The following is a 22,314-nucleotide window of genomic DNA, read 5'->3' on the forward strand; positions in this document are numbered from 1 at the left end:
TAGGTTCTAGATCGTCTTGGTTGACGCGAGTTCAAGCACATAGTAGTAAGTCTATTGAGCTAGATATACGCACCTATCCAGACATGACTGATTAGCCAGGCTAAACAAATGCCCATAGAACCTTCACTCGTCGCGTCACTGACGTGGTTTGCCCACATCGCCCGTCACCGCAGCTTCACCAAGGCCGCCACCGAGATGGGGGTGACCCGCGCCGCCCTCTCCCAACACCTGAAGGGGCTGGAGCAGAAGCTGCAGGTGCGGCTGCTCAACCGCACCACCCGCGACATGTCGCTGACCGAGGAGGGGCGGCGCCTGCTGGATGTGCTGCAACCCTCCCTCACGGCCATCGAGCGGGTGGTGAGCGAGCTCAATGACTCCCACCTCGAGCCCTCGGGACTTATTCGCATCAACAGTTCGCGCATCGCCGCCAGGCTGCTGCTCGAGCCCCACATGGGTGAGTTTCTGGCGCGCCATCCCAAGCTGCGGCTGGAGCTGGTGATGGCGGACGGGTTTTCCAACATCATCGCCGACGGGATGGATGCCGGCATTCGCCTGGGGGAGAGCCTGGATGAACACGTGGTGGCGGTGCCTATCACCCCCCCTCTGACCATGGCCATCGTCGGCTCACCCGACTATTTCAGGCAGCATGGCACGCCGCAGACCCCGGGCGATCTCACCCGGCACAACTGCCTGGCCTACCGCTTTACCTCCAGCAATACCATAGACCGCTGGTCGTTTACCTCCCCCGATGAGGAGCAGCACACTCAGATCGTCGATCCCAAGGGCAACGCCGTGTTCAACGACGACGACAGCATGCTGCAGGCGGCCCTGCAGGGGGTGGGGTTGGTCAAACACCTGGATCTGCGGGTGCGCCAGCACCTGAGTGACGGCTCACTGGTGCGGGTACTCGCCCCCTGGTGCCCCCCCTTCCCTGGGTTTTATCTCTATGTGCCGTCGCGGGCCCAGATGCCGGCCAAGATCCGGGCGCTGATGGATTTCCTGATCGAGAAGCGAGCGCTGCTGTCCTGATCCCCCAGTGCTGGCCGTTGCCCGTCAGGCCAGCAAGTGGTTCACGCGCCACCAGTCAGTGCTCGGGCTTGCCGACGGTCTGGCGCTTTCCTGCACTTGGGCGTAGGCGTACGGCAAGCCCTTCTCTTTCAAAAAGGGGTTGTAGCGTGGTGAGAACAAAGAGAATGCAATGGCAATAGAGGCCACGGGCAGTGACTGAGGGAAACATGATCCCAAGGGAACTACGTGGAAGATCAAGAGGACGTTTGCGCTGGACGCCAGAGCCACCTTGCGGTCGCACCTGAGAGCTTGCGGCAGAGAATCGGAAATATGGGATGAAGACGCCAGGCTCATCCACATCAAGTGGATGACCAAGAGGTCTGAAGAGAGATTGATAGGTAACTTATTGAATTGCAGAAACAAGTGGTGGCCCTACCAGCCACATCCCGGCACTCGAGTCCCCCGCCTTGGCTGCTACCTTCCGGTCCTGACCAGGTCGACGGGTTATCAATGCGAGAGGACCAATAGGACCACCGGCGAGGAGAATAGGCAAACTGGCCCATCAATGCAACGGCTTTCTGCCCTCGCTCATGCCGTTCGCCTTATTTTTCAACAATCTGGCCAAGGGTTCAGCTAAACAGCATGAATTTGGCCCCCACCAGCAGCATCAACAGGGCGAACGCCTGCTTGAGCCGCTGGGGAGAGAGTCGGTGCGCCAGCTTGGCCCCCACCCGGGCAAACTGGGTACTGGTGAGCACTATGCCAAGCAGCGCCGGCAGATAGATGTAACCCAGGCTCCACTCTGGCAGATCCGGGTTGCCCCAGCCGGCGTAGAGGTAGCTGAGGCTGCCTGCCAGGGCGATGGGCATGCTGCAGGCGGCGGAGGCCGCCACGGCGTTGCGCATCGGCACGCTGTTCCAGCTCAGATAAGGCACGGTCAGCGAGCCGCCACCGATGCCAAACAGTGCCGACATCCAGCCGATGAGGGTGCCGGCGATGCCGGTGCCGAGCGCCCCCGGCAGATGGCGCTCCGCCTTGGGCTTGAGGTTGAGCCCCATCTGCAGCGCCATGGTCCAGGCGAAGCAGCCGATGATGATGTTGAGGGTGCTGGCGCTGAGCAGATTGGCGGTCATGCCGCCGAGCCAGGCCCCGATCAGCATGCCGGCGCCAAGCCGGCGGATCATCACCCAGTCCACCGCCCCGGCCTCCTGATGGGCGCGCAGGGAGCTGAAGCCGGTGAAGATCATGGTGGGCAGCGAGGTGCCGAGTGCCAGATGGGTAATGATGTCGGGGGCGACCCCCTGGGCGTGAAAGCTCAGTACCAGCACGGGCACTATGATGAGACCGCCGCCGATGCCGAACAATCCCGCCAGCATGCCGGCGAATGCCCCCAGCAGCAGATAACCCATAAACAGCATAAAAATTCCTTCCGAGGCTCTGCCGCGCACCGAGTCGTGTGCAGCACATAAAAAAAGAGATGGCCCTTGGGCCATCTCTTCATTGTGCCGGTTAACTCAAGGGAATGGTACCGTCCATCACCTTGTAGAAGGCCAGCACGGCGCAACCGAGCAGGGCCGCCGTCATCCCCTGCTCCAGCCGGTTGAGGCCGCGCAGCCCATGGTGCTGGCGCGCCTTCCAGTAGATGAAGATGCCGGGGCTGTAGAGCAGCGCCACCAGCAGCAGGTACTCGACCCCGGCGGCATAGACCAGCCAGCAGCCATAGACGGTCGCCACCAGCGCCAGGAACAGGTCGCGCTTGCGCTGATGGGGCTGACCTGCGTAGGTCTCCCCTTTCAACGCCAGCTTCAGCCCGTAGGCGCCGGAGAAGACGTAGGGCACCAGCGCCGCCGAGGTGGCGATGTTGACCAGCGCCAGATAGGTGCTGCTCTGGAAGTAGATGATGATGAGGAAGGTCTGTACCAGGCAGGTGGAGCACCAGAGCGACACCTGCGGCGAGCCGTTCTTGTTCTCCTTGGCGAACCAGCCGGGGAAGACGCCGGTCTTGCCCGCGATGTAGGGCACTTCCGCCGCCAGCACGGTCCAGCTCAGCAGGGCCCCCATCACAGAGATGACCAGGCCGATGTTGATGAGCCAGGCGCCCCAGGGGCCGACCACGGCTTCCAGGATCATGGCGGTGGAGGGGTTCTTGAGGGCCGCCAGTTGCGGCTGGTTCATGACCCCCAGCGAGAACAGGGTCACCATGACGTAGAGCGTCAGGGCACCCAGCAGTGCCAGCACGGTGGCACGGCCTACGTCCTTGCGATGGCGGGCACGGGCGGAGACCACCACGGCCCCCTCGATACCGATGAAGACCCAGAGCGTCACCTTCATGGTGGACTTGACCTGATCCATCACCGAACCCAGCTCAGGCGTGCCCTGACCCCAGATGTCCAGGGTGAAGGTATCCATGTTGAAAGCGAGCAGGATGGCCACGCAGAAGACGATGAGGGGCACCATCTTGGCGATGGTGGTGACGATGTTCACCAGCGCCGCCACCTGGATGCCGCGCAGCACCAGGGCGTGTACCGACCAGATGAGGATGGAGGCGAGCGTGATGGCCACCGGGGTGTTGCCGTCACCGAAGATGACGTTGTCCGGCGTGTCGAAGAAGTAGCTGAGGGCGCTGAACACCACGATGGCGTAGGAGACGTTGGCCAGCAGCTGGCAGAGCCAGTAGCCCCAGGCGGCGTTGAAGCCGATGAAATCGCCGAAACCGGCCTTGGCATAGCTGAAGATGCCGCCATCGAGATCCGGGCGACGCATGGAGAGATTCTGATACACCAGCGCGAGGCAGATCATGCCGATACCTGTGATGGCCCATCCCAAAGCGACGGCCCCGGCACTGGCATGAGCGGCGATGTTTTGCGGCAGACTGAAGACCCCGGCACCGACCATGGAGCCGATCACCAGCGAGATGAGGGCGCCAAGCCCCAGTTTCTTGTCCATCTCAATCCTGTTTAATTAGGCGGCGGCAGAGCGTCCGTATTCATACTGCGCGCAATATGGGAGGGGCTAGAAATCCGTACCCCGTGAAAAAGGCGGCAACTATATTGCATGACTATTCCGACCGCAATCCCTCGTACCGTCAATCATGCACCGCCTTGACCGCGCGCAATTTTACAGCACTGACCCCGGGGGCCTGTGAGCTGGTTCAAATTAAGAAAGACCCGTTGATATTTCACATTTTTCCATGACCTGAGCCCCCTTTTTGCGGATAAGACCTGCATGAGAATGCAGCTTGCAGCCGAGCTCGGCAAACCTGACTGCTGACAAACGTTTCAATAAAAATGCCCCTGCACCGAGGGCCAGGGGCATCTGCAAAAGAGAGCCGGAATCTAGAGGCGCAAGCCGCCGTCGAGCTCGATCATCCGCCCCGACAGATAGTCATTGGCGAGAATAAAATGCACAGTCTGAGCCAGCTGCGCCGCCTGCCCGAGGCTCCCCACCGGGATGGCCTGCTGCATGCGGGCCATGGCTTCGGGCTTCATCGCCGCCGTCATGTCGGTGGCGAAGACCCCGGGGGCGATGCCCATCACCCGGATGCCGTGGCGGGCCAGCTCCTTCCCCCAGGTGACCACCAGCGAGGCCACCCCCGCCTTGCTGGCGGCATAGTTGCTCTGGCCCATGTTGCCGGCGCGGGCGATGGAGGAGATGTTGATGATGACGCCCCCCTCCCCGCCGGTGGCCATCAGCGCCGCCCCCTCGCGCCCGCACAGGAAGGTGCCGGTGAGGTTGACGTCGATGACGCTCTGCCACTGGGCCAGGCTCATCTTCTCCGCAAGCAACCCTTCCTTCACCTTGATCAGCATGCCGTCCCGCAGTATGCCGGCGCAGTTGACGAGGCCGTGCAGGGCCCCGAACTGATCCTTGATGGCGGCGAAGGTCGCCTCGACCTCCGGCTCGCTGGCCACGTTGCAGACGAACAGGGCGCAGCGGCCGTCACGGCTGCGCACCTCCGCCTCGGTCACCTCCAGATCGGTGCGGTTGACGTCAATGAGCGCAAGCTGCGCCCCCTGTTCCGCCAGACTCAGGGCAATGGCGCGGCCCAGCCCCCTGCCCGCCCCCGTGATGGCGATGACTTTTTGTTTGATATCCATAAATGCTCCTGGTGAGATGGCCGGTGACTATCGAGTCAAAGACTATCGGGTAAAAAGGTAGATAGCAGCCCTTAACCCGGCTCTGTTTTGTCCAGATAAAGTTCGACGATGCTGGAAAAATCCCGGGCCCCCTGCCCCTTGGTGGCGTGCAGGTTGAACAGGTTGCGCGCCAGCGCCCCCATGGGCACGGCGCTGTGGGCATGCTCGGCCAAGGCCATGGCGAGCCCCAGGTCTTTGACCATCAGCCGGGTCATGAAGCCCCCCTGATAGTTGCGCGACGCCGGCACGTTCTCCATCACCCCGGGCCAGGGGTTGTAGCGCTCGAGACTCCAGTTGTTGCCCGAGCTCTTGCCCATGATGGTGGAGAGCACGGCCGGATCCAGCCCCTCCTTGACCCCGAGCGCCAGCGCTTCCGCAGTGCCCGCCATGTGGATGGCAAGCAGCATGTTGTTGCACATCTTGGCGATCTGGCCGGCGCCGAGCGCCCCGGCGTGAAACAGGTTCTGCCCCATGCAGGCGAGCACGGGTTTGGCCGCCTCAAAATCCGTCTGTTCGCCGCCGACGATGAAGGTCAGCGTCCCCGCCGCCGCGCCGGCCACCCCTCCCGACACCGGAGCATCGAGAAAACGGATGCCGCGCGCCTGCGCCGCCGCCCCCACCTGGCGGGCCGAGGCCACGTCTATGGTGGAGCAGTCGATGACCAGGGCGCCGTGCGGCAGGGCCGCCAGCAGATCCTGCCCGCCCCGCTCACCGGCGCTTTCACCCAACCAGAGGCTGCGCACATGCTCCCCCGCCGGCAGCATGCTGATCACCAGCTCGCAGCCGCTCACTGCCTCGCGGGCATCACCGGCAGCGATGCAGCCAGCCTCGATGGCGCGGGCCAGGCTCTCGGCCACCAGATCAAACACCTGCACTGTGTGCCCCGCCCTGGCCAGGTTGGCGGCCATGGGGCCCCCCATGTTGCCAAGCCCGATAAATCCAATCCTTGTCATGGTCTGTTCCTTGTGTGTGATCCCGCGTCAACGGGGGCGCAAGGGGTTGTCCCCCTCGGGCCAACGATAGAAGGCATCCAGCCAGGCCTCACCAGTCTGCGGGGCCTGCCAGCGGGGGGATTTGTCCTTGTCGATGAGCAGGGCCCGCACCCCTTCCACGAAGTCCCCTCTGAGCACGCAGTTGACCGAGAGGGTCAACTCGTCGGCAAACACCTCGGCCAGGGACTGGCGCCGAGCCTGCCAGAACTGGCGCCAGAGGATGGCGCGGCTGATGGGGCTGCCGTCTAAGCAATTTGCCCACGCTTGAACTAGATTCGCATCGCCAAGTTCAGCCTCGCGCAACCTAGTCATCACTCCCTCCAAAGTGCGTCCCGCCAACAGCGCATCGATGCGGGCCTGGTGGGGCAAGAGCACGGGGGCCGGCAGCGTCTGGCCAAGAGATTGCTGCAAACCGGCCAGCAGTCCCTCGATCTGCTCGCTGGCATCGACAGCGCCGGACCAGTCGAGGGCGGCGAGGCGCGCCGGCAGCTCCGCCCGCTCGTGGCTCGCCATGGCGTGATCCGCCAGACCCAGACCGATGGCGTCCGCCCCGTTGAAGCGGGCCCCGGTGAGACCGAGCCAGAGCCCGAGCCGGCCTGGCATGCGGCTCAAAAACCAGCTGGCCCCCACGTCGGGGTAGAGGCCTATGGTCACCTCCGGCATTGCGAACAGGCTCTTCTCGGTCACCACCCGAAAACCGGCCCCGGCAAAGAGGCCGATACCGCCCCCCATGCAGATGCCGTCCGCCACGCAGATGAGGGGCTTGCCGTAGCAATGGATGTGGTGATCGAGCCGGTACTCCTGCTCAAAGAAGTCGCGAGCATAGCCGAACAGTGCCGACTCGCTCGCCTCCTGCTTGCGGTAATAAAAAGAGCGGATGTCGCCGCCGGCGCAAAACGCCTTCTCGCCGGCCCCCTGCAGCAGCACGCAGACGATGGCCGGGTCCTGCTCCCAGCGGGTCAGCGCTGCCTGCAACAACTGGATCATCTCAAGGCTCAGGGCATTGAGGGAGGCGGGGCTGGCCAGGGTCAGCATGCCGATGTGGCGACCATCCGCCGTGGGGAGGGTATCGATGCGCACAGGCTCACTCATGGCTAGCCTCCGCAGACCGGGTATCAGCCCCTGCGACACGGCGGGCCGCCATCATTACCTCATTCATCCTTCACTCCCTCACTCTTCACAGGCTTCGATTGGTCGTAGTGCCAGCGCGGGGCCCGTTTCTCGAGGAAGGCGGCCACCCCTTCGCGCTGGTTGGCATCCTCAAACAGGGTGAGGAACAGGCTGCGCTCGAGCGGCAGCGCCGCGTCCCGATGGCCGCTGCGCCCCTGATTGATGAGGGTCTTGCAGGCGCGCAGGGCGCTCGGGCTCTGGCGCTCCACCAGCTGGGCCATCTGGTGCGCCGCCTCCCAGGCGTGGCCCTCCTTCACCACCTCCTCCACCAGCCCCATCTCGTAGGCCAGGGTGGCGCTCACCTTCTCGCCGCAGAGGATCATCCGCTTGGCCCAGCCCGGTCCCACCAGTTCGGTGAGGCGCTGGGTACCGCCGGCGCAGGGCAGCAAGCCCACCGAGGCCTCCGGCAGGCCCAGCTTGGCCTGCTGCTCGGCGATGCGGATGTCGCAAGCCAGCGCTACCTCGAGACCCCCCCCCATGGCGTAGCCGTTGATGGCGGCGATGCTGACGCCATGAAAACGGGCCAGCGCCTCGAAGGCGCGGCCAAAGGCCTCGGCCACTTCGCGGGCGTGTTCCAGGTTGCCGTCGGCAAACATGTTGAGATCGGCGCCGGCACAGAAAAATTTGTCCCCGGCCCCGCGGATCACCAGCGCCACCACGTCGGGGCGGCCGTCGAGCTCCACCATCATCTGCAAGAAGGCCTGCAGGCTGGCGAGCGTCCAGGTGTTGGCGGGAGGATGGTCGAGGGTGATGTAGGCCACGTGACCGTGATATTCGAGCCTGATCCTTGTCATTGCGTTGTCCTTGTCAAAAAACCTGCCCCATGATGACAGGGTTGAATGGAGCCGACCTGCGGCTGGCTCACAAAGCCTGACGACGCGTCACGCCAACCGCGTCGTCAGGGCTGTACCCTCTCGCTACTCCAGCGCCAGACCGGGCTCGGCCAGCAGACGGCGGGCGATGATGAGCCGCATCACTTCATTCGTCCCTTCCAGAATGCGGTGAACCCGGGTATCGCGCAGGTAGCGCTCGAGCGGGTACTCGCGGATATAACCATAGCCGCCAAAGAGTTGCAGGGCGTCGTCGCAGATGCGGTGGCCCACATCGGTGGCAAAGCGCTTGGCCATGGCGCACCAGGCGCTCTTGTCCGGCGCGCCAGCATCGAGTCTCGCGGCCGCCTGACGTACCAGCAGCCGGGCGGCCGCGAGCTCGGTGGCCATGTCGGCCAGGCGGAACTGCACGCTCTGGAATTCGCTGATCGGGTGGCCAAATTGCTGGCGCTGCTGCACATGGGCCAGGGCATCGTCGAGGGCCTGCTGGGCGGTGCCGACCGAACAGGTGGCAATGTTGATGCGCCCGCCATCGAGTGCCTGCATGGCGAACTTGAACCCCTCGCCCTCCTGCCCCAGCCGGTAACGGGCGGGAATGCGCACGGCGCTGAAGTTCACCTCCCGGGTCGGCTGGCTGTTCCAGCCCATCTTCTCCTCCGCCTTGCCGTAACTCACGCCGGGGGTCTGGGCCGGCACCATGAAGGCGGAGATCCCCTTCGCCCCCTCGCCACCGGTGCGGGCCATCACCACCAGCACGTCGGTGCTGCCGGCACCCGAGATGAACACCTTGCTGCCATCGATGACGTAATCCTCGCCATCGCGCACGGCGCGGGTCTTGAGGGCCGCCGCATCGGAGCCGGCCCCCGGCTCGGTGAGGCAATAAGAGCCCAGCAGCTCGCCGCTGGCCAGCCTGGGTACCCACTCCTCGGCCACCTCGGCAGGCAGCCAGCTGCCCAGCATCCAGCTCACCATGTTGTGGATGGTCAGATAGGCGGTGGTAGAGGTGCAGCCCATGGCGAGGCGCTCGAAGATAAGGCTGGCATCGAGTCTCGGCAGGCCGAGGCCGCCATACTGCTCCGGGGTGTAGAGGCCGCAAAAGCCGAGCGCCGCCGCCTGCTTGATGGTGGGGACGGGAAACTCATGTTCCTTGTCCCATCGCGCGGCGTGGGGCTTGAGCGCCTCCTCGGCAAAAGCGCTGGCGGCCTCCACATAGGCCTGCTGATCCGGGGTCAGGTTAAAATCCATCTTGTTTGCTTCCTTTTACTTGTTCGGTCGTTCCGTGTCTGTCAATTGGGCGCCCGGACAACCCGGGCGGCATCCTGCCGTCAGCGCAGCTGGATGGTCATGTTGGGGCCGGTCGGGATGTCTTCGTCGAACCAGCGTTCGGTCACCGTCTTGGTCTCGGTGTAAAAACGCACCGCCTGCTTGCCGTAGGCGTGCAGATCCCCGTAGAAGGAGCCGCGCCAGCCGGTGAAGGAGAAGAACGGCAGCGGCACCGGGATGGGCACGTTGATCCCCACCTGGCCCACCGCCACCTCGTGACGGAATTTGCGGGCGGCGGCGCCGCAGCCGGTGAAGATGGAGGTGCCGTTGCCGTAGGGGTTGTCGTTGATGAGGGCGAGCGCCTCATCGAGGTTCGCCACCTCGAGGCAGGCCAGCACGGGCCCGAAGATCTCCTCCTTGTAGATACGCATCTCGGGAGTCACGCCGCGAAACAGGGTCGGCCCCACCCAGTTGCCCACCGGGTAGCCGGGCACGTCGCAGAAGCGGCCGTCCAGCAGGCACTCGGCCCCCTCGGCGATCCCCGCCTCGATAAGCCCCTCCACCCTGACTTTGGCCTCCGGGCTGATAAGGGGGCCGTAGGCGGCTTCGGGATCGTGCCAGACACCGGGCTTCACCTTGGCAAACTCGGCGGCAAGCTCGGGGATCCACTCCCGGGCGCTCCCCACGAACACCGCCACGCTGATGGCCATACAACGCTGACCGGCGGCGCCGACCCCGGCCCCCACCAGGTTGCTCAGCACCTGCGCCTTGTTGGCATCCGGCATGATCACCATGTGGTTCTTGGCACCGACAAAGCACTGGGCCCGCTTGAGCTGGGAAGTGGCGCTGCGATAGACGTGGCCGCCGACCCGGGCCGAGCCGACAAAGCTGACCGCCTTGATGTCGGGATGGGCCAGCAGGGCATCCACCTGCTCGGCGCCGCCGTGCACCACCGACAGAATGCCCCGGGGGGCCCCCGCCTCGGCAAACAGCTCGGCCAGGCGCATGGGGGTGAGCGGATCCTGCTCGGAGGGCTTGAGTACGAAGCCGTTGCCGCAGGCCACCGCCAACGGGAACATCCAGAGCGGGATCATGGCCGGAAAGTTGAAGGGGGTGATGCCAAGGCAGACCCCGAGCGGTTGCACCCAGGAGTGGCCGTCGACCCGGCGGGCCACGTTGCCCATGGTCTCCCCCAGGGTTTGGCTGGCGATGGCGCAGGCCTGCTCCACCACCTCGATGCCGCGCCACACATCCCCTTTGGCATCCGCCAGGTTCTTGCCGGTCTCCTGAGCCAGCAGGGCCGCCAGCTCGTCGTGATGCGTCTTCAACAGATGCTGGTAGTTGAACATCACCCGGGCCCGCTCGGAGGCCGGCACCTCTCGCCACAGCAGGTAAGCGTCGTGAGCGGTGCGCACCGCCAGCGCAATTTCTGCCGAAGTGGCCTTTGGCACTCGCGCCAGCAGGCTCTGATCCGCCGGGTCGGTCACCTCGATCCACTGTTCGCTCGCGGAAGGGTACGCCTCCCCGCCGATGTGCAGCGGCACGTCACCGAACCGGGTCTGATGGTTGTTCATGGGCACTCTCTCCTTGCTGGCACATCATGGGCCGTTTGCGGGCGGGCCATGAGCACTCCTGTGACGGGGGACCATCACGACCGGGCAATCGTCCTTGCCGTCATGGCGCAACAAATTTACCTTAGACTAACAATCAATTTACGTTTACGCTAACGTAAACTTAAATCACAAATGGACTGACCAGTTTGGCCCCCTGTTTCGGCTCGGCCGCCAGGCTGTCACCCCCTTCATATGAGGAGAGCAAGGATGCATGCAGTGATGGACGAGACCCTGTGCGCCCTGACCGAGCAGGTCGAGGCCTTCTGCCAGAAAGTGATCGCGCCGCGGGCCGGCGACATCGATCAGAGCAACATCTTCCCCCGCGATCTCTGGCCCCGGATGGGTGAGCTGGGGCTGCACGGCATCACGGTGGCGGAGGAGTATGACGGGGTGAGCCTCGGCTATCTGGCCCACGTGCTGGTGATGGAGCAGGTGAGCCGCGCCAGCGCCTCGGTCGGCCTCTCCTACGGCGCCCACTCCAACCTCTGCATCAACCAGATCCACCGCCACGGCACGGCGGCGCAGAAAGCGCGCTACCTGCCGCCGCTGGTGGGCGGCGAGCATGTGGGGGCGCTCGCCATGAGCGAGCCAGGCGCCGGCTCCGACGTGGTGAGCATGCGCCTCACTGCGGTGCGCGAGGGGGATCACTTCGTGCTGAACGGCAACAAGATGTGGATCACCAACGGGCCCGATGCCGACACCTTCGTCATCTATGCCAAGACGGATCCCGCCGCTGGGCCCAAAGGGATTTCTGCCTTTATCGTCGAGGCGGAGACCCCAGGTTTTTCCACCGCCCAGAAGCTCGACAAGCTCGGCATGCGCGGCTCCAGCACCTGCGAGCTGGTGTTCGACAACTGCCGGGTGCCGCAGGAAAACCTGCTGGGCCCCCTGCACGGCGGGGTCAAGGTGTTGATGAGCGGGCTCGATTACGAGCGAGTGGTGCTGGCGGCCGGCCCGCTCGGCATCATGCAGGCCTGCATGGACGTGGTGCTGCCCTATGTGCGCGAGCGCAAGCAGTTCGGCCAGGCCATCGGTGAGTTCCAGCTGGTGCAGGGCAAGCTTGCCGACATGTATACCCGCCTCGCCAGCAGCCGGGCGCTGGTCTATTCGGTGGCGAGCGCCTGCGATCAGGGCCGCACCAGCCGCAAGGATTGTGCCGCCGCCATCCTGTTTGCCGCCGAAAATGCCACCCAGATGGCGCTCGATGCCATCCAGCTGCTCGGCGGCAACGGCTACATCAACGAATACCCCACCGGCCGCCTGCTGCGGGACGCCAAGCTCTACGAGATAGGCGCCGGCACCTCGGAGATCCGCCGCTGGCTCATCGGTCGCGAGCTGATGGGGGATAATGCATGAGCAGGCTCCACTCCCGTCTCGACACCGCCAGTCCCGACTACGAAGCCAATCAGGCCGCCATGCAGGCCCTGGTCGACGATCTCAATGCCCGCCTGGAGGAGATAGCCTTGGGCGGCGGCGCGGCCAACAACGCCCGCCATCAGGCCCGCGGCAAGCTGCTGCCCCGCGAGCGCATCAACCAGTTGTTAGACCCGGGCTCCCCGTTTCTCGAGCTCTCGGCGCTGGCCGGCTGGCAGGTCTATGACGAGCCGGTGCCCGCCGCCGGCATCCTCACCGGTATCGGCCGGGTCTCTGGGCGCCTGTGCATGCTGGTGGTGAACGATGCTACCGTGAAGGGCGGCACCTACTACCCGCTCACGGTGAAAAAGCACCTGCGCGCCCAGGCCATTGCCGAGCGGCTGCGCCTCCCCTGCCTCTATCTGGTGGATTCCGGCGGCGCCTTCTTGCCGATGCAGGACGAGGTGTTCCCCGACCGGGATCACTTTGGCCGCATCTTCTACAACCAGGCCCGCATGTCGGCCCAGAACATCCCGCAGCTGGCGGTGGTGATGGGGCTCTGCACCGCCGGTGGTGCCTACGTGCCCGCCATGGCGGATGAGTCCATCATGGTCAGGGAGCAGGCCACCATCTTTCTGGCGGGCCCGCCGCTGGTCAAGGCGGCCACCGGCGAGGAGATCAGCGCCGAGGCCCTGGGCGGCGCCGAGGTGCACTGCGCCCACTCCGGGGTGGCGGATCACATGGCCCGCGACGATGCCCATGCCCTGGCCATCGCCCGCACTCTGGTGACCCACTTGGGCAATGAGCCGGTAGAGACCAACCCCGGCTACGAGTCCCCCTGCTACCCCATCGAGGAGCTCTACGGCCTGGTGGGCACCAGCCTCAAGCGCCCCTATGACGCACGGGAGCTGATCGCCCGACTGGTGGATGGCTCTGACTTTGACGAATTCAAGGCGCTGTTCGGCACCACCCTGGTGACCGGTTTTGCCCGGATCTGCGGCATGCCGGTGGGGATCCTCGCCAACAACGGGGTGCTGCACAGCGACAGCGCCCAGAAGGGAGCCCACTTCATCCAGCTCTGCAACCGGCGCGCCATCCCGTTGCTCTTTTTGCAGAACATCACCGGCTTTATGGTGGGCAGCTCGGCTGAGCGCGAAGGGATCGCCAAGCACGGTGCCAAGCTGGTCACCGCGGTGGCCTGCAGCCGGGTGCCCAAGATCACCCTGGTCGTCGGCGGCAGCTTTGGCGCCGGCAACTACGGCATGTGCGGGCGCGCCTACGACCCCGATTTTCTGTTCAGCTGGCCCAACAGCCGCATCTCCGTCATGGGAGGCGAGCAGGCAGCCGGGGTGCTGGTGCAGGTGCGCCGGGACAAGCTGGCCGCCGAGGGCAAGCCGTTGAGCGAGCAGGAGGCGGCCGCCATCCGCGCCCCGGTGATCGAGCAGTATGAGCGTCAGGGTCACCCCTACTACGCCAGCGCTCGCCTATGGGATGACGGCGTCATCGACCCGGCCCAGAGTCGCACCGTGCTGGCGTTGGCGCTGGCGGCCTGTCAGGGGGCCGAGACCGGCCCGGAACAGTACGGCATCTTCCGGATGTAAGGAGTTCACATGTCCGATCCATTCAGTCACGACATTCAGCCCGGTTTTCGGCTGGAGCGACACGGCCCGCTGGCCGAGCTGGTGCTGTCGCGCCCGGCCCGCCACAACGCCTTTGACGCCGACCTCATGCTGGGGCTGCTGGACTGCCTCGACGAGCTGGCCCACACCCACGGCCAGGCCCTCGCCGACCGCCCCCACGCCTTGCTGCTGCGCGCCGAAGGCAAGCATTTTTGCGCCGGCGCCGATCTTAACTGGATGCGCAACCAGGCCCATGCCGATTTCGAGCACAACCGGGAAGACGCCCGGGTACTGGCCCGGTTGATGCAAACCCTGGACGAGCTTCCTTTCCCCACGGTGGCGCTGGTGCAGGGGGCCGCCTATGGCGGAGCGCTTGGCCTGGTCTGTGCCTGCGATCTGGTGCTGGCCGCCGATGACGCCCGCTTCTGCCTCTCCGAGGTGAGCCTCGGGCTGGTGCCCGCGGTGATCAGTCCCTACGTGGTGCGCGCCATGGGAATGCGCCAGGCCCGTGCCCTGATGCTCAGCGCCGACCCGTTCGATGCGGTCACTGCCTGCCGCCTCAACGTGGCGCACCGGCGCTGCCCGCCGGATCAGCTGCTGGCCGAAGGACGCGCGCAGGCCCTGCGTCTGTGCCGCAACGGGCCAGAGGCGATGAAAGAGACCAAGCGGCTGCTGGCCGCCCTCGAGAGCCACAGCGCCAGCCTGCACGAAGAGAAAACCGTCGAGACCATCGCCCGGGTACGGGTCGGTCTCGAAGCCCAGGAGGGGATGCAAGCCTTCTTCGACAAACGCTCCCCCAGCTGGCGTCCCCGTTTCAAGGATGAGACATGACTCAATACCACCCCATCAAGCACCTGCTGATCGCCAGCTGTGGTCAATATAACTGGCGTGTGGATCAACACGCTTCGCACTTGTGCGCCTTGAACGACAGGGAGCCAGCATGACCCATCACGCTCCAATCAAGCGTCTGCTGATCGCCAATCGTGGCGAAATCGCCGTGCGGATCATCAAGACCGCCCGGCGCCTCGGCATTCACACCATCGCCCTCTACTCGGACGCCGACGCCAGCGCCATGCATGTGCGCGAAGCCGACGAAGCCTGGCATCTGGGGCCGGCCCCCGCCCGGGAGAGCTACCTCGACACCGGCAAGGTGCTGAAGATTGCCAAAGAGGCGAACGCCGACGCCATCCACCCGGGCTACGGTTTCCTCTCCGAGAACAGCGACTTTGCCGCCGCCTGCGAGCAGCGGGGCTTGCGCTTCATCGGGCCAAGCGGCGCCGCCATCCTCGCCATGGGCGACAAGTCCGGTGCCAAGGCGCTGATGCAGGCCGCCGGCGTGCCGGTGCTGCCCGGTTATCACGGCGCGGATCAGCACCCCGACTTTTTGCGCGATCAGGCGAGCCAGGTGGGCTTTCCGCTCCTTATCAAGGCGGCCAGTGGCGGCGGTGGCAAGGGGATGCGCCGGGTCGATCAGCTGGCCGACTTTGACGCGGCCCTGGCAGCGGTCAAGCGGGAGGCAAGTTCTGCCTTCGGTGACGACCATGTGCTGCTGGAGCGCTATCTCGCCTGCGCCCGCCACGTAGAGGTGCAGGTGTTTGCCGATACCCTCGGCAACGCCATCTATCTGGGGGATCGGGACTGCTCGTTGCAGCGCCGCCACCAGAAGGTGATCGAGGAGGCCCCCGCCCCCGACATTCCTCCGGCGCTGCGCCGTGCCATGGGCGAGGCGGCCGTCGCCGCCGCCCGCGCCATCAAGTATCGAGGAGCCGGCACCATCGAATTTCTGCTGTGCGGGGAGGAGTTCTTCTTCATGGAGATGAACACCCGGCTGCAGGTGGAGCACCCGGTCACCGAGGCCGTCACCGGCCAGGATCTGGTAGCCTGGCAGCTGGCGGTGGCCGAAGGCAAGCCGCTGCCACTCACCCAGGAGGAGGTGGTGCTGCGCGGCCACGCGGTGGAGGCGCGCCTCTACGCCGAAGACGTGGCCGCCGGGTTTCTGCCCGCCAGCGGCCCCATCCAGTGGCTCAGCTGGCCCAAAGGAGTGCGCATCGATACCGGGGTCAGCGCCGGCGATGCGGTAAGCCCCTATTACGACCCCATGATCGCCAAGCTGATCGCCCATGCACCGAGTCGCAGCGAAGCCTTTGCCAGCCTGGCCGACGCGCTGGCGGCGCTGGAGCTCGGCCCCTTGGTGCACAACGGTCCGCTCTTGCTGCGCCTGTGCGAAGAGCCAGAGGTGCTGGCGATGGGCCACCACACCCAGTGGCCCATTCCCACCGATACTCTGCCCGTTCCGGCGCTCGCCTGGCCGCTCGCCGCCCTCTGGCTCGCCAGTCGCCAGCGCGATGCCTCCCCCTGGCAGCAGGCAACAGGCTTTCGGCTCGGCCCCAACCGCAGCTTCAGCGCAGCGGTGCGCATCGACGAGGAGGCCCGCGTGCTGACCCTCACCGAGCAAGCCGGCGCCCTGCTCTGGCAGGGTGAACAGATCCCGTTCGAGCTTGGGCCGGATCACATACGCCTGCAGCAGGACGGCAACTGGCTGCGCTACCCGCTGCAGTCCCTCGGCGAGGGCGACTATCTGCTGCAACTGGCGGGCAGGCGTATCCGCTTCTCGGCCGATGATCAGCATCATCAGCTGCACCATGATCACCAGGTGGGCGGCGCCGCCGGCATCCTGGCCCCCATGCACGGCATAGTGGTGGCGCTGCAGGTCGAGGCCGGCCAGCCGGTCAGTAAGGGGCAGCCCCTGCTGGTGCTGGAGGCCATGAAGATGGAGCACGTCCTCAAGGCCGACCGGGATGGGGTGATCGAAGCGCTGCAGTGCCGCCAGGGCGAACAGGTGAGTCAGGGCGCCGTGCTGGTGCGCTTTGCCGAAGAGCAGACCGGGCAGGAGGTGCGTTCATGAACCGAGCACAGGAGAACCGGGACGACAAGGTCAGCCTGGTGGAGATGGGGCCGCGGGACGGCCTGCAGAATGAGGCCGCGACCCTCTCGCTGGTGCAGCGGCTGGAGCTCATCGCCCGCCTGGCCGAGAGCGGGCTGCAGCGCATCGAGGTGGGCGCTTTCGTGTCACCCAAAAAGGTGCCGCAGATGGCGGATTCCGCCGCACTGTTCGACGCCCTGCCGCGCAAGGTTGCAACCCGTTACGGCGCCCTGGTGCCCAATCTGCAGGGGCTGCAGGCCGCCATCGCCGCCCGCGCCGACGAGATAGGCCTCTTTACCGCCTGCTCGGACGGCTTTACCCGGGCCAACATCGGCATCAGCGTGGAGGAGTCGCTGGTGCGCTTCGCCCCCTTGGTGCAGGAGGCGCGCAGCCTCGGCATCAAGGTGCGCGGCTACCTCTCCACCGTCATCGCCTGCCCGTTCGATGGCCCGACCCGGCCCAAGCGGGTCGCCGCCATGGCCGAGCGACTGCTGGATCTGGGCTGCCACGAGATATCCCTCGGCGACACCATAGGCGTCGGCACCCCTGGCACGGTGGCCCCCATGCTGGATGCGGTGCTGCACGAGATCCCGGCCGGCCGGCTGGCGGTCCATTTTCACGACACCTATGGCCAGGGGCTGGCCAACCTGCTGCCGGCGCTGGAGCGCGGCATCCGCACCATCGACAGCTCGGTGGCCGGGCTCGGTGGTTGCCCCTATGCCCCCGGCGCCTCCGGCAACGTCGCCTCGGAGGAGGTGGTCTACCTGCTGCACGGCCTTGGCATGAGTACAGGCGTCGATCTCGACAAGCTGGCCGCCACCGGTCAGTGGGTGAGCGAGCAGCTCGGCCGCCCCAACGGCTCTCGGGTCGGCCGGGCCCTGCACGCCAACGCCGAGCGGCTGCGCACGCGGCTGTGCCAGCCATCCCCGCATTAAGGAGCCCCGCCATGCCCAATACCCTCGCCCACGGACTCGCCGGCAAGGAGGTGACCTACAGCATCTCCGAGCTGGCTCACGAGTTCGACATCACCCCGCGCACCATCCGCTACTACGAGGACGAGGGGCTCATCACCCCGACCCGGGAGGGGCAGACCCGCATCTACAGCCACAAGGACAAGATCCGCCTAAAGCTGACCCTGCGCGGCAAGCGCCTCGGCTTCAGCCTGGCGGAGATCCGCGAGCTGTTCGACATGTATGACACCGACCGATCCAGCAAGACCCAGCTCAACTCCATGATCCAGCTCATCGAAACCAAGCGCCACTCCCTGCGCCAGCAGCTGGAGGATATCCAGATGGTGATGGCCGAGCTGGAGGCGGCCGAGCAGCGCTGCGTAAATTCCCTTAACGGCTTGAAAACTGGCGCAGATTAACCGAATCTGGGGTTATTTCCCCCCTTCCGGGAGCCCCGATGAAACGCTGGTGCTGGTTGTTGCTGCTGCTCTGCTGCGGGGCATGGGGCCACCCTGTGATCCGGGTCGGCGGCTACCCCTATGCCCCCTTTGTGATCAAGGATGCGAACGACGGCTATCACGGGCTGACCCTGGATCTTATCGCCCAGCTCAACGACATCCAGCGGGACGTGCGTTTCGTCTTCGTGCCCACCTCCGCCACTCACCGCTACCAGGCGCTGGCCCTCGGTCGTTTCTCCCTGATCCTGTTTGAAGACATCCATTGGGACTGGCATGCCGATGAGGTGCTGATGACCCGTCCGCTGCTGCTGGGTGGAGAGATCTATGTTGCGCTCAAGGCGCCGGGGCGGGATCAAACTGTCTTTGATCATCTGGAGCAACGCCAGCTGATCGGCGTCAGCGGCTATCACTACGGCATCGCCGATTTCGACGCGACACCGGGCAACATGAAGCGACGCTTCAACATCACCTTGGTCAAGGACAACGTCAGCGCCCTGCAGGGGCTGTTCAAGGGGCGCGGCGAGGTGGCCATCATCAACCTCTCCTACCTCAACCAGTTCGAGAAAGAACAGCCGAAACAGGCCGCACGACTGCTGCGATCGGACAAATGGGATCAGCAATACGCGCTGCGAGCCCTGCTCAGCCCGGATAGCAGGGTCTCGGTGCAGCAGCTGGAGCTGTGGCTGGATGCGCTTGAAAAGAGCGGAAAACTGGCAAGCCTCTGGACAAGGTACGGCGTACAGAATCAAGTGGCACCATGATAATGACCTGAAAGTTTGTTACCCTATGCGCATCAATTGGAGACCCTCATGCCCAAGCCCCTGCGTGCCCGCCTGCTGCGCTACGCTCTCTACTTCTGCGCCGCCCTGCTCTGTTCTCTGCTCATTCTGTTATGGCAAGCCCCCACCCTCACCCAGCGCCACCTGCCGGCCTGGCTGGCCAAACACTACGGTCTGCACCTGACCCTGGGGGAGATTGACATCGGCCTGCGCCACCCCTCCCTCGCCATCGGCCCCACCACCCTGTTCGATGACCAGCAACAGCCCCTCGTCGCCTTCGATCGCTTGCAGCTCACCCCCCTGATAGGGGAAAGCTGGCGCCAGCGCGCCCTGATCCTCGATGAGGCACTGCTGGTCAAGCCGACGGTCAATCTGGTACGACTGGCGGATCGCGGCCAAGACGTTCGCTTCAACCTGACCGAGGCGCTGGCCAGCCTGCTCGCGCCGAGTAACGCCGCGACCACCGACAGCGGCGCCCCCCTGCTGGTGCAAGTCAACCGGCTGGCGGCCGAGCAGGGTCACATCACCTATCAGGACAGCCGCAAGCAGAGCAGCCCCGGCTGGGTGCCCACCCTGGCCCTGAGCGGGCTAGACCTGCAATTGCCACGCTTTTCCACCGCTCCGGGCCGCGCCAACCCTTTCGTGCTCGGAGCCACCCTCAATAAGCAGAGTCCGCTCAAGGCGAGCGGTGAGCTCGACATCATGAGCGGCGCCGGCAAGGGCAAGATCAGCCTGGGCAAACTGGCGCTCACCCCCTTCGCCCCGCTCTGGGCCCCCTATCTCGATATCAAGCTTGCCAGGGGCGAGGCCAACGCCGAGCTTGCCTACCAGATAACCGAGGGCAAGCAGGGGCTGGGCTGGCAACTCTCCAAGGGCAAGCTGACCCTCAATGACTGGCAGCTTCAGCGCAGCAAGGGCGGCGAATTTGCCCGCTTCAAGCAGCTGGCGCTGACCGGCATCGCGCTCGACGGCAGCAAGCAGGCGCTGCAGATCGACCGGGTGACGCTCAAGGCCCCGGCCGTCAGTGCCGTGCTCGATGCCAACCAGCAGCTGGATCTGGCGACCCTGCAGATCCCGCAGCCGCCGGTCAAAACCAGTAAAGCCGCCAAACCGGCCGCCCCTGCCAAACCCTGGCGCTGGAGCCTCAAGCAGACCCGCATCGAACAGGGCCAGCTCAAGCTGACCGAATCGAGCAGCGGCAAGCCGCTGCTGCGCGAGCTCTCCGCCCTGACGCTGGCCCTGGGTCCGCTGGGCAGTCAGAGCGGACAGCGCAGCCCGCTCACCTTGAGCGGGGCGCTCAACAACCAGGCAAAACTGGACTTTGACGGCGACCTCGCCCTCGCCCCCTTCAGCCTCAACGGCGAGATCAAGCAACAGGGTCTGCCGCTCAGCTGGGCCCAGCCCTATCTGCAAGATCTGCTGCGCATCAGTGTGCGCGACGGCCAGCTTGCCAGCCGCACCAAGCTGGCGCTGGCCACCGATGCCAAGGGGGCATTGAGCAAGCTGGAGCTGAGCGGCGGGCTCGATATCGATCGGCTCAACGTGCTGGATCGGGCCGACAACCAGCGCCTGCTGCAAATTGAGCAACTGCAACTGAGCGGCCTGCACTACGACGGCATCAGCCAGCAGGTGAAGATCGACGACATCCTGCTGCGCAAACCCTTCGCCCGCATCGAGATCAACGAGGACAGGGTCACCAACGTGCAGCAACTGCTGCTGCCGCAACCAGCCACGACCAAGCCCGCCAGCAGCGGCCCGGCCCCCCGCGTCAGCATCGCCCAGGTGCGCACCGAGCAGGGCAACCTACGCTTTGCCGATCGCAGCCTGAGCCCGGAATTCGTGGTGGACATCGCTTCCCTCAGCGGCCAGAGTCGCCACATCAGCAACATCCCGGGCCAGCGCTCCGAGCTGGCCTTCAACGGCAAGGTGGACCGCTACGCCCCAGTAACCATTCGCGGCGGCACCAACCTGCTGATCGAGCAGCCGGTGCTGGACGTGGCCGTCACCTTCAACAACCTGGAGCTCACCACCTTCACCCCCTACTCCAGCACCTACGCCGGTTACGCCATCGACAAGGGCCAGCTCTCCATGAAGCTCAACTACCAGTTGCACGGCAACCGGCTGGAGGGGGACAACGACATCACCATCAAGAAACTGCAGCTGGGGGAAAAGGTCAAGAGCGAGCAGGCCAAGGATCTGCCGCTGGGGCTGGCGGTTGCTCTGCTGAGCGATGCCAACGGCGTCATCCAGATGAACCTGAAGGTAAAGGGCAATCTGGATCAGCCTGACTTCAGCCTCGGCAACATCTTCTGGGACGTGCTCGGCAACACCCTGCGCAAGGCGGTCACCTCCCCCTTCTCGCTGCTCGCCTCCCTGGCGGGTGGCAGCGAGGATCTGGACGAGCTGCCCTTCCTGCCCGGTGAGCCGGATCTCACCCCCACCCAGCAGGAGAAGCTGACCAAACTGGCGCAAGCCCTCAAGGACAGACCCAAGCTCAGCATGAACATTCGCGGCAAGGTCAACTTCAACGAAGAGCGCCCCATCTTGCAGCGCCAGAAGCTCGAGCGGGTGCTGGCCAAGATCACCGGCAACCCGGTGGATCTCGATCTGCTGGAGCAAGACCCCGCCATGCAATCGGCACTGGCAGAGGCCTATGAGGCGCGCTTCAACGAAGATCTCGGGGATCTGGCCGATCGGCTGAAGCTCGATGAAGCGAGTCCGGCCCTGCGCGCCCAGGCGGTTATCCTGCTTCGGGATCAGCAGCTCATCACCGCCAAGTCCCTGCGCAATCTGGCCATGCGCCGCGCCCAGAACACCAAGGAGTTTCTGGTAGACCGCCAGGGGATCGCGCCGGAGCGGCTGTTTGTGCTGGACAGCCAGGTCAAGGAGGCCGACAAGGAGGCCAAGGTGGTACTGACCCTGGACGATTGAGCCGGTGACATCAGCAGGATGAGGGGGATGCCATTCCCCCTCTTCTTTGGGATTGAGCCCTTCTTTCAAGGGCTGTTGCCGAGCACATGCCCGCGTTCCTTCTTTCCCCCTTCATCCGGCCAGCCCTCTCGGCTATCCAGCAACAATCTGCGTCACTGCATAAGGCCAACTGCAGGACCCAAGCTCGCGTTCAACGCTTTATCACTCCCATCCTGACCCCTTGTTTCAGATATCCACCTCGTCAGCTCACTCGCCCGGCACAATACCCCTTGCTCAACCATGCCGAAGC

General features: G+C 65.1%; 17 protein-coding genes and 1 other RNA gene. 9 read left to right on the top strand and 9 right to left on the bottom strand.

The features are described 5' to 3' along the window. Positions 1–108: 108 nt before the first annotated feature. Positions 109–1,029, top strand: a complete 921-nt coding sequence (locus I6L38_RS09185; protein WP_216989451.1) for a LysR family transcriptional regulator — start codon at positions 109–111, stop codon at positions 1,027–1,029. A 409-nt stretch (positions 1,030–1,438) separates the two neighbouring features. On the opposite strand, the gene ffs is transcribed toward I6L38_RS09185, so the two are convergent. From ffs to I6L38_RS09230, 9 genes are all read right to left on the bottom strand, one after another. Next, positions 1,439–1,535, bottom strand: an RNA gene (gene ffs, locus I6L38_RS09190) — signal recognition particle sRNA small type. A gap of 102 nt (positions 1,536–1,637) precedes the next feature. After that, a complete protein-coding gene (locus I6L38_RS09195) occupies positions 1,638–2,426 on the bottom strand; it encodes a sulfite exporter TauE/SafE family protein (RefSeq protein ID WP_019840551.1) in 789 nt (262 codons plus the stop codon). A gap of 91 nt (positions 2,427–2,517) precedes the next feature. After that, the gene (gene arcD, locus I6L38_RS09200) at positions 2,518–3,954 is read right to left on the bottom strand and encodes an arginine-ornithine antiporter (RefSeq protein ID WP_010633821.1); all 1,437 of its coding nucleotides are present in this window, start codon (positions 3,952–3,954) and stop codon (positions 2,518–2,520) included. A gap of 389 nt (positions 3,955–4,343) precedes the next feature. After that, positions 4,344–5,105: an SDR family oxidoreductase gene (locus I6L38_RS09205; protein ID WP_042006412.1), complete on the bottom strand. Its 762-nt coding sequence runs from the start codon at positions 5,103–5,105 to the stop codon at positions 4,344–4,346. 71 nt (positions 5,106–5,176) lie between these two features. Next, a complete protein-coding gene (mmsB, locus tag I6L38_RS09210) occupies positions 5,177–6,097 on the bottom strand; it encodes a 3-hydroxyisobutyrate dehydrogenase (RefSeq protein ID WP_216989452.1) in 921 nt (306 codons plus the stop codon). A 27-nt stretch (positions 6,098–6,124) separates the two neighbouring features. Beyond that, positions 6,125–7,228 carry an enoyl-CoA hydratase/isomerase family protein gene (locus I6L38_RS09215; RefSeq protein ID WP_216989453.1) on the bottom strand — a complete coding sequence of 368 codons (1,104 nt, stop codon included), beginning with the start codon at positions 7,226–7,228 and terminating at the stop codon, positions 6,125–6,127. A 59-nt stretch (positions 7,229–7,287) separates the two neighbouring features. Then, the gene (locus I6L38_RS09220) at positions 7,288–8,100 is read right to left on the bottom strand and encodes an enoyl-CoA hydratase (RefSeq protein ID WP_195878530.1); all 813 of its coding nucleotides are present in this window, start codon (positions 8,098–8,100) and stop codon (positions 7,288–7,290) included. Positions 8,101–8,223: 123 nt separating this feature from the next. Continuing rightward, positions 8,224–9,381 (bottom strand): acyl-CoA dehydrogenase family protein, encoded by a 1,158-nt coding sequence (locus I6L38_RS09225; protein ID WP_025201631.1) that lies wholly within the window; start codon positions 9,379–9,381, stop codon positions 8,224–8,226. A gap of 80 nt (positions 9,382–9,461) precedes the next feature. Continuing rightward, positions 9,462–10,973 (bottom strand): CoA-acylating methylmalonate-semialdehyde dehydrogenase, encoded by a 1,512-nt coding sequence (locus tag I6L38_RS09230; RefSeq protein WP_043171671.1) that lies wholly within the window; start codon positions 10,971–10,973, stop codon positions 9,462–9,464. Positions 10,974–11,219: 246 nt separating this feature from the next. Here I6L38_RS09230 and I6L38_RS09235 point away from each other — a divergent pair, with 246 nt between their 5' ends. The 8 genes from I6L38_RS09235 (at position 11,220) to I6L38_RS09270 (ending at position 22,025) form a co-directional block, all read left to right on the top strand. Next, the gene (locus tag I6L38_RS09235) at positions 11,220–12,368 is read left to right on the top strand and encodes an isovaleryl-CoA dehydrogenase (RefSeq protein WP_043171670.1); all 1,149 of its coding nucleotides are present in this window, start codon (positions 11,220–11,222) and stop codon (positions 12,366–12,368) included. Beyond that, positions 12,365–13,966, top strand: coding sequence for a carboxyl transferase domain-containing protein (locus tag I6L38_RS09240; RefSeq protein ID WP_043171669.1), 1,602 nt, complete (start codon positions 12,365–12,367; stop codon positions 13,964–13,966). Before I6L38_RS09235 ends, I6L38_RS09240 begins: the two co-directional genes overlap by 4 nt. 9 nt (positions 13,967–13,975) lie before the next feature. Then, complete coding sequence (locus I6L38_RS09245; RefSeq protein WP_043171668.1) at positions 13,976–14,815, top strand: enoyl-CoA hydratase-related protein; 840 nt, start codon at positions 13,976–13,978, stop codon at positions 14,813–14,815. Between the two features lie 109 nt (positions 14,816–14,924). Continuing rightward, positions 14,925–16,889, top strand: a complete 1,965-nt coding sequence (locus I6L38_RS09250; RefSeq protein WP_043171667.1) for a biotin carboxylase N-terminal domain-containing protein — start codon at positions 14,925–14,927, stop codon at positions 16,887–16,889. Further along, positions 16,886–17,842, top strand: coding sequence for a hydroxymethylglutaryl-CoA lyase (locus I6L38_RS09255; RefSeq protein WP_043171665.1), 957 nt, complete (start codon positions 16,886–16,888; stop codon positions 17,840–17,842). The genes I6L38_RS09250 and I6L38_RS09255 overlap by 4 nt, the downstream gene beginning before the upstream one ends. An 11-nt stretch (positions 17,843–17,853) precedes the next feature. Next, positions 17,854–18,276 carry a MerR family DNA-binding transcriptional regulator gene (locus I6L38_RS09260; RefSeq protein ID WP_005301493.1) on the top strand — a complete coding sequence of 141 codons (423 nt, stop codon included), beginning with the start codon at positions 17,854–17,856 and terminating at the stop codon, positions 18,274–18,276. Between the two features lie 38 nt (positions 18,277–18,314). Further along, a complete protein-coding gene (locus I6L38_RS09265; RefSeq protein ID WP_043171664.1) occupies positions 18,315–19,076 on the top strand; it encodes an ABC transporter substrate-binding protein in 762 nt (253 codons plus the stop codon). A gap of 48 nt (positions 19,077–19,124) precedes the next feature. Further along, positions 19,125–22,025 carry a DUF748 domain-containing protein gene (locus tag I6L38_RS09270; protein ID WP_201881850.1) on the top strand — a complete coding sequence of 967 codons (2,901 nt, stop codon included), beginning with the start codon at positions 19,125–19,127 and terminating at the stop codon, positions 22,023–22,025. Positions 22,026–22,314: the final 289 nt, after the last annotated feature.

It is taken from the genome of Aeromonas sp. FDAARGOS 1408, assembly GCF_019048665.1.
Taxonomy (GTDB): Bacteria; Pseudomonadota; Gammaproteobacteria; order Enterobacterales; family Aeromonadaceae; genus Aeromonas; species Aeromonas dhakensis.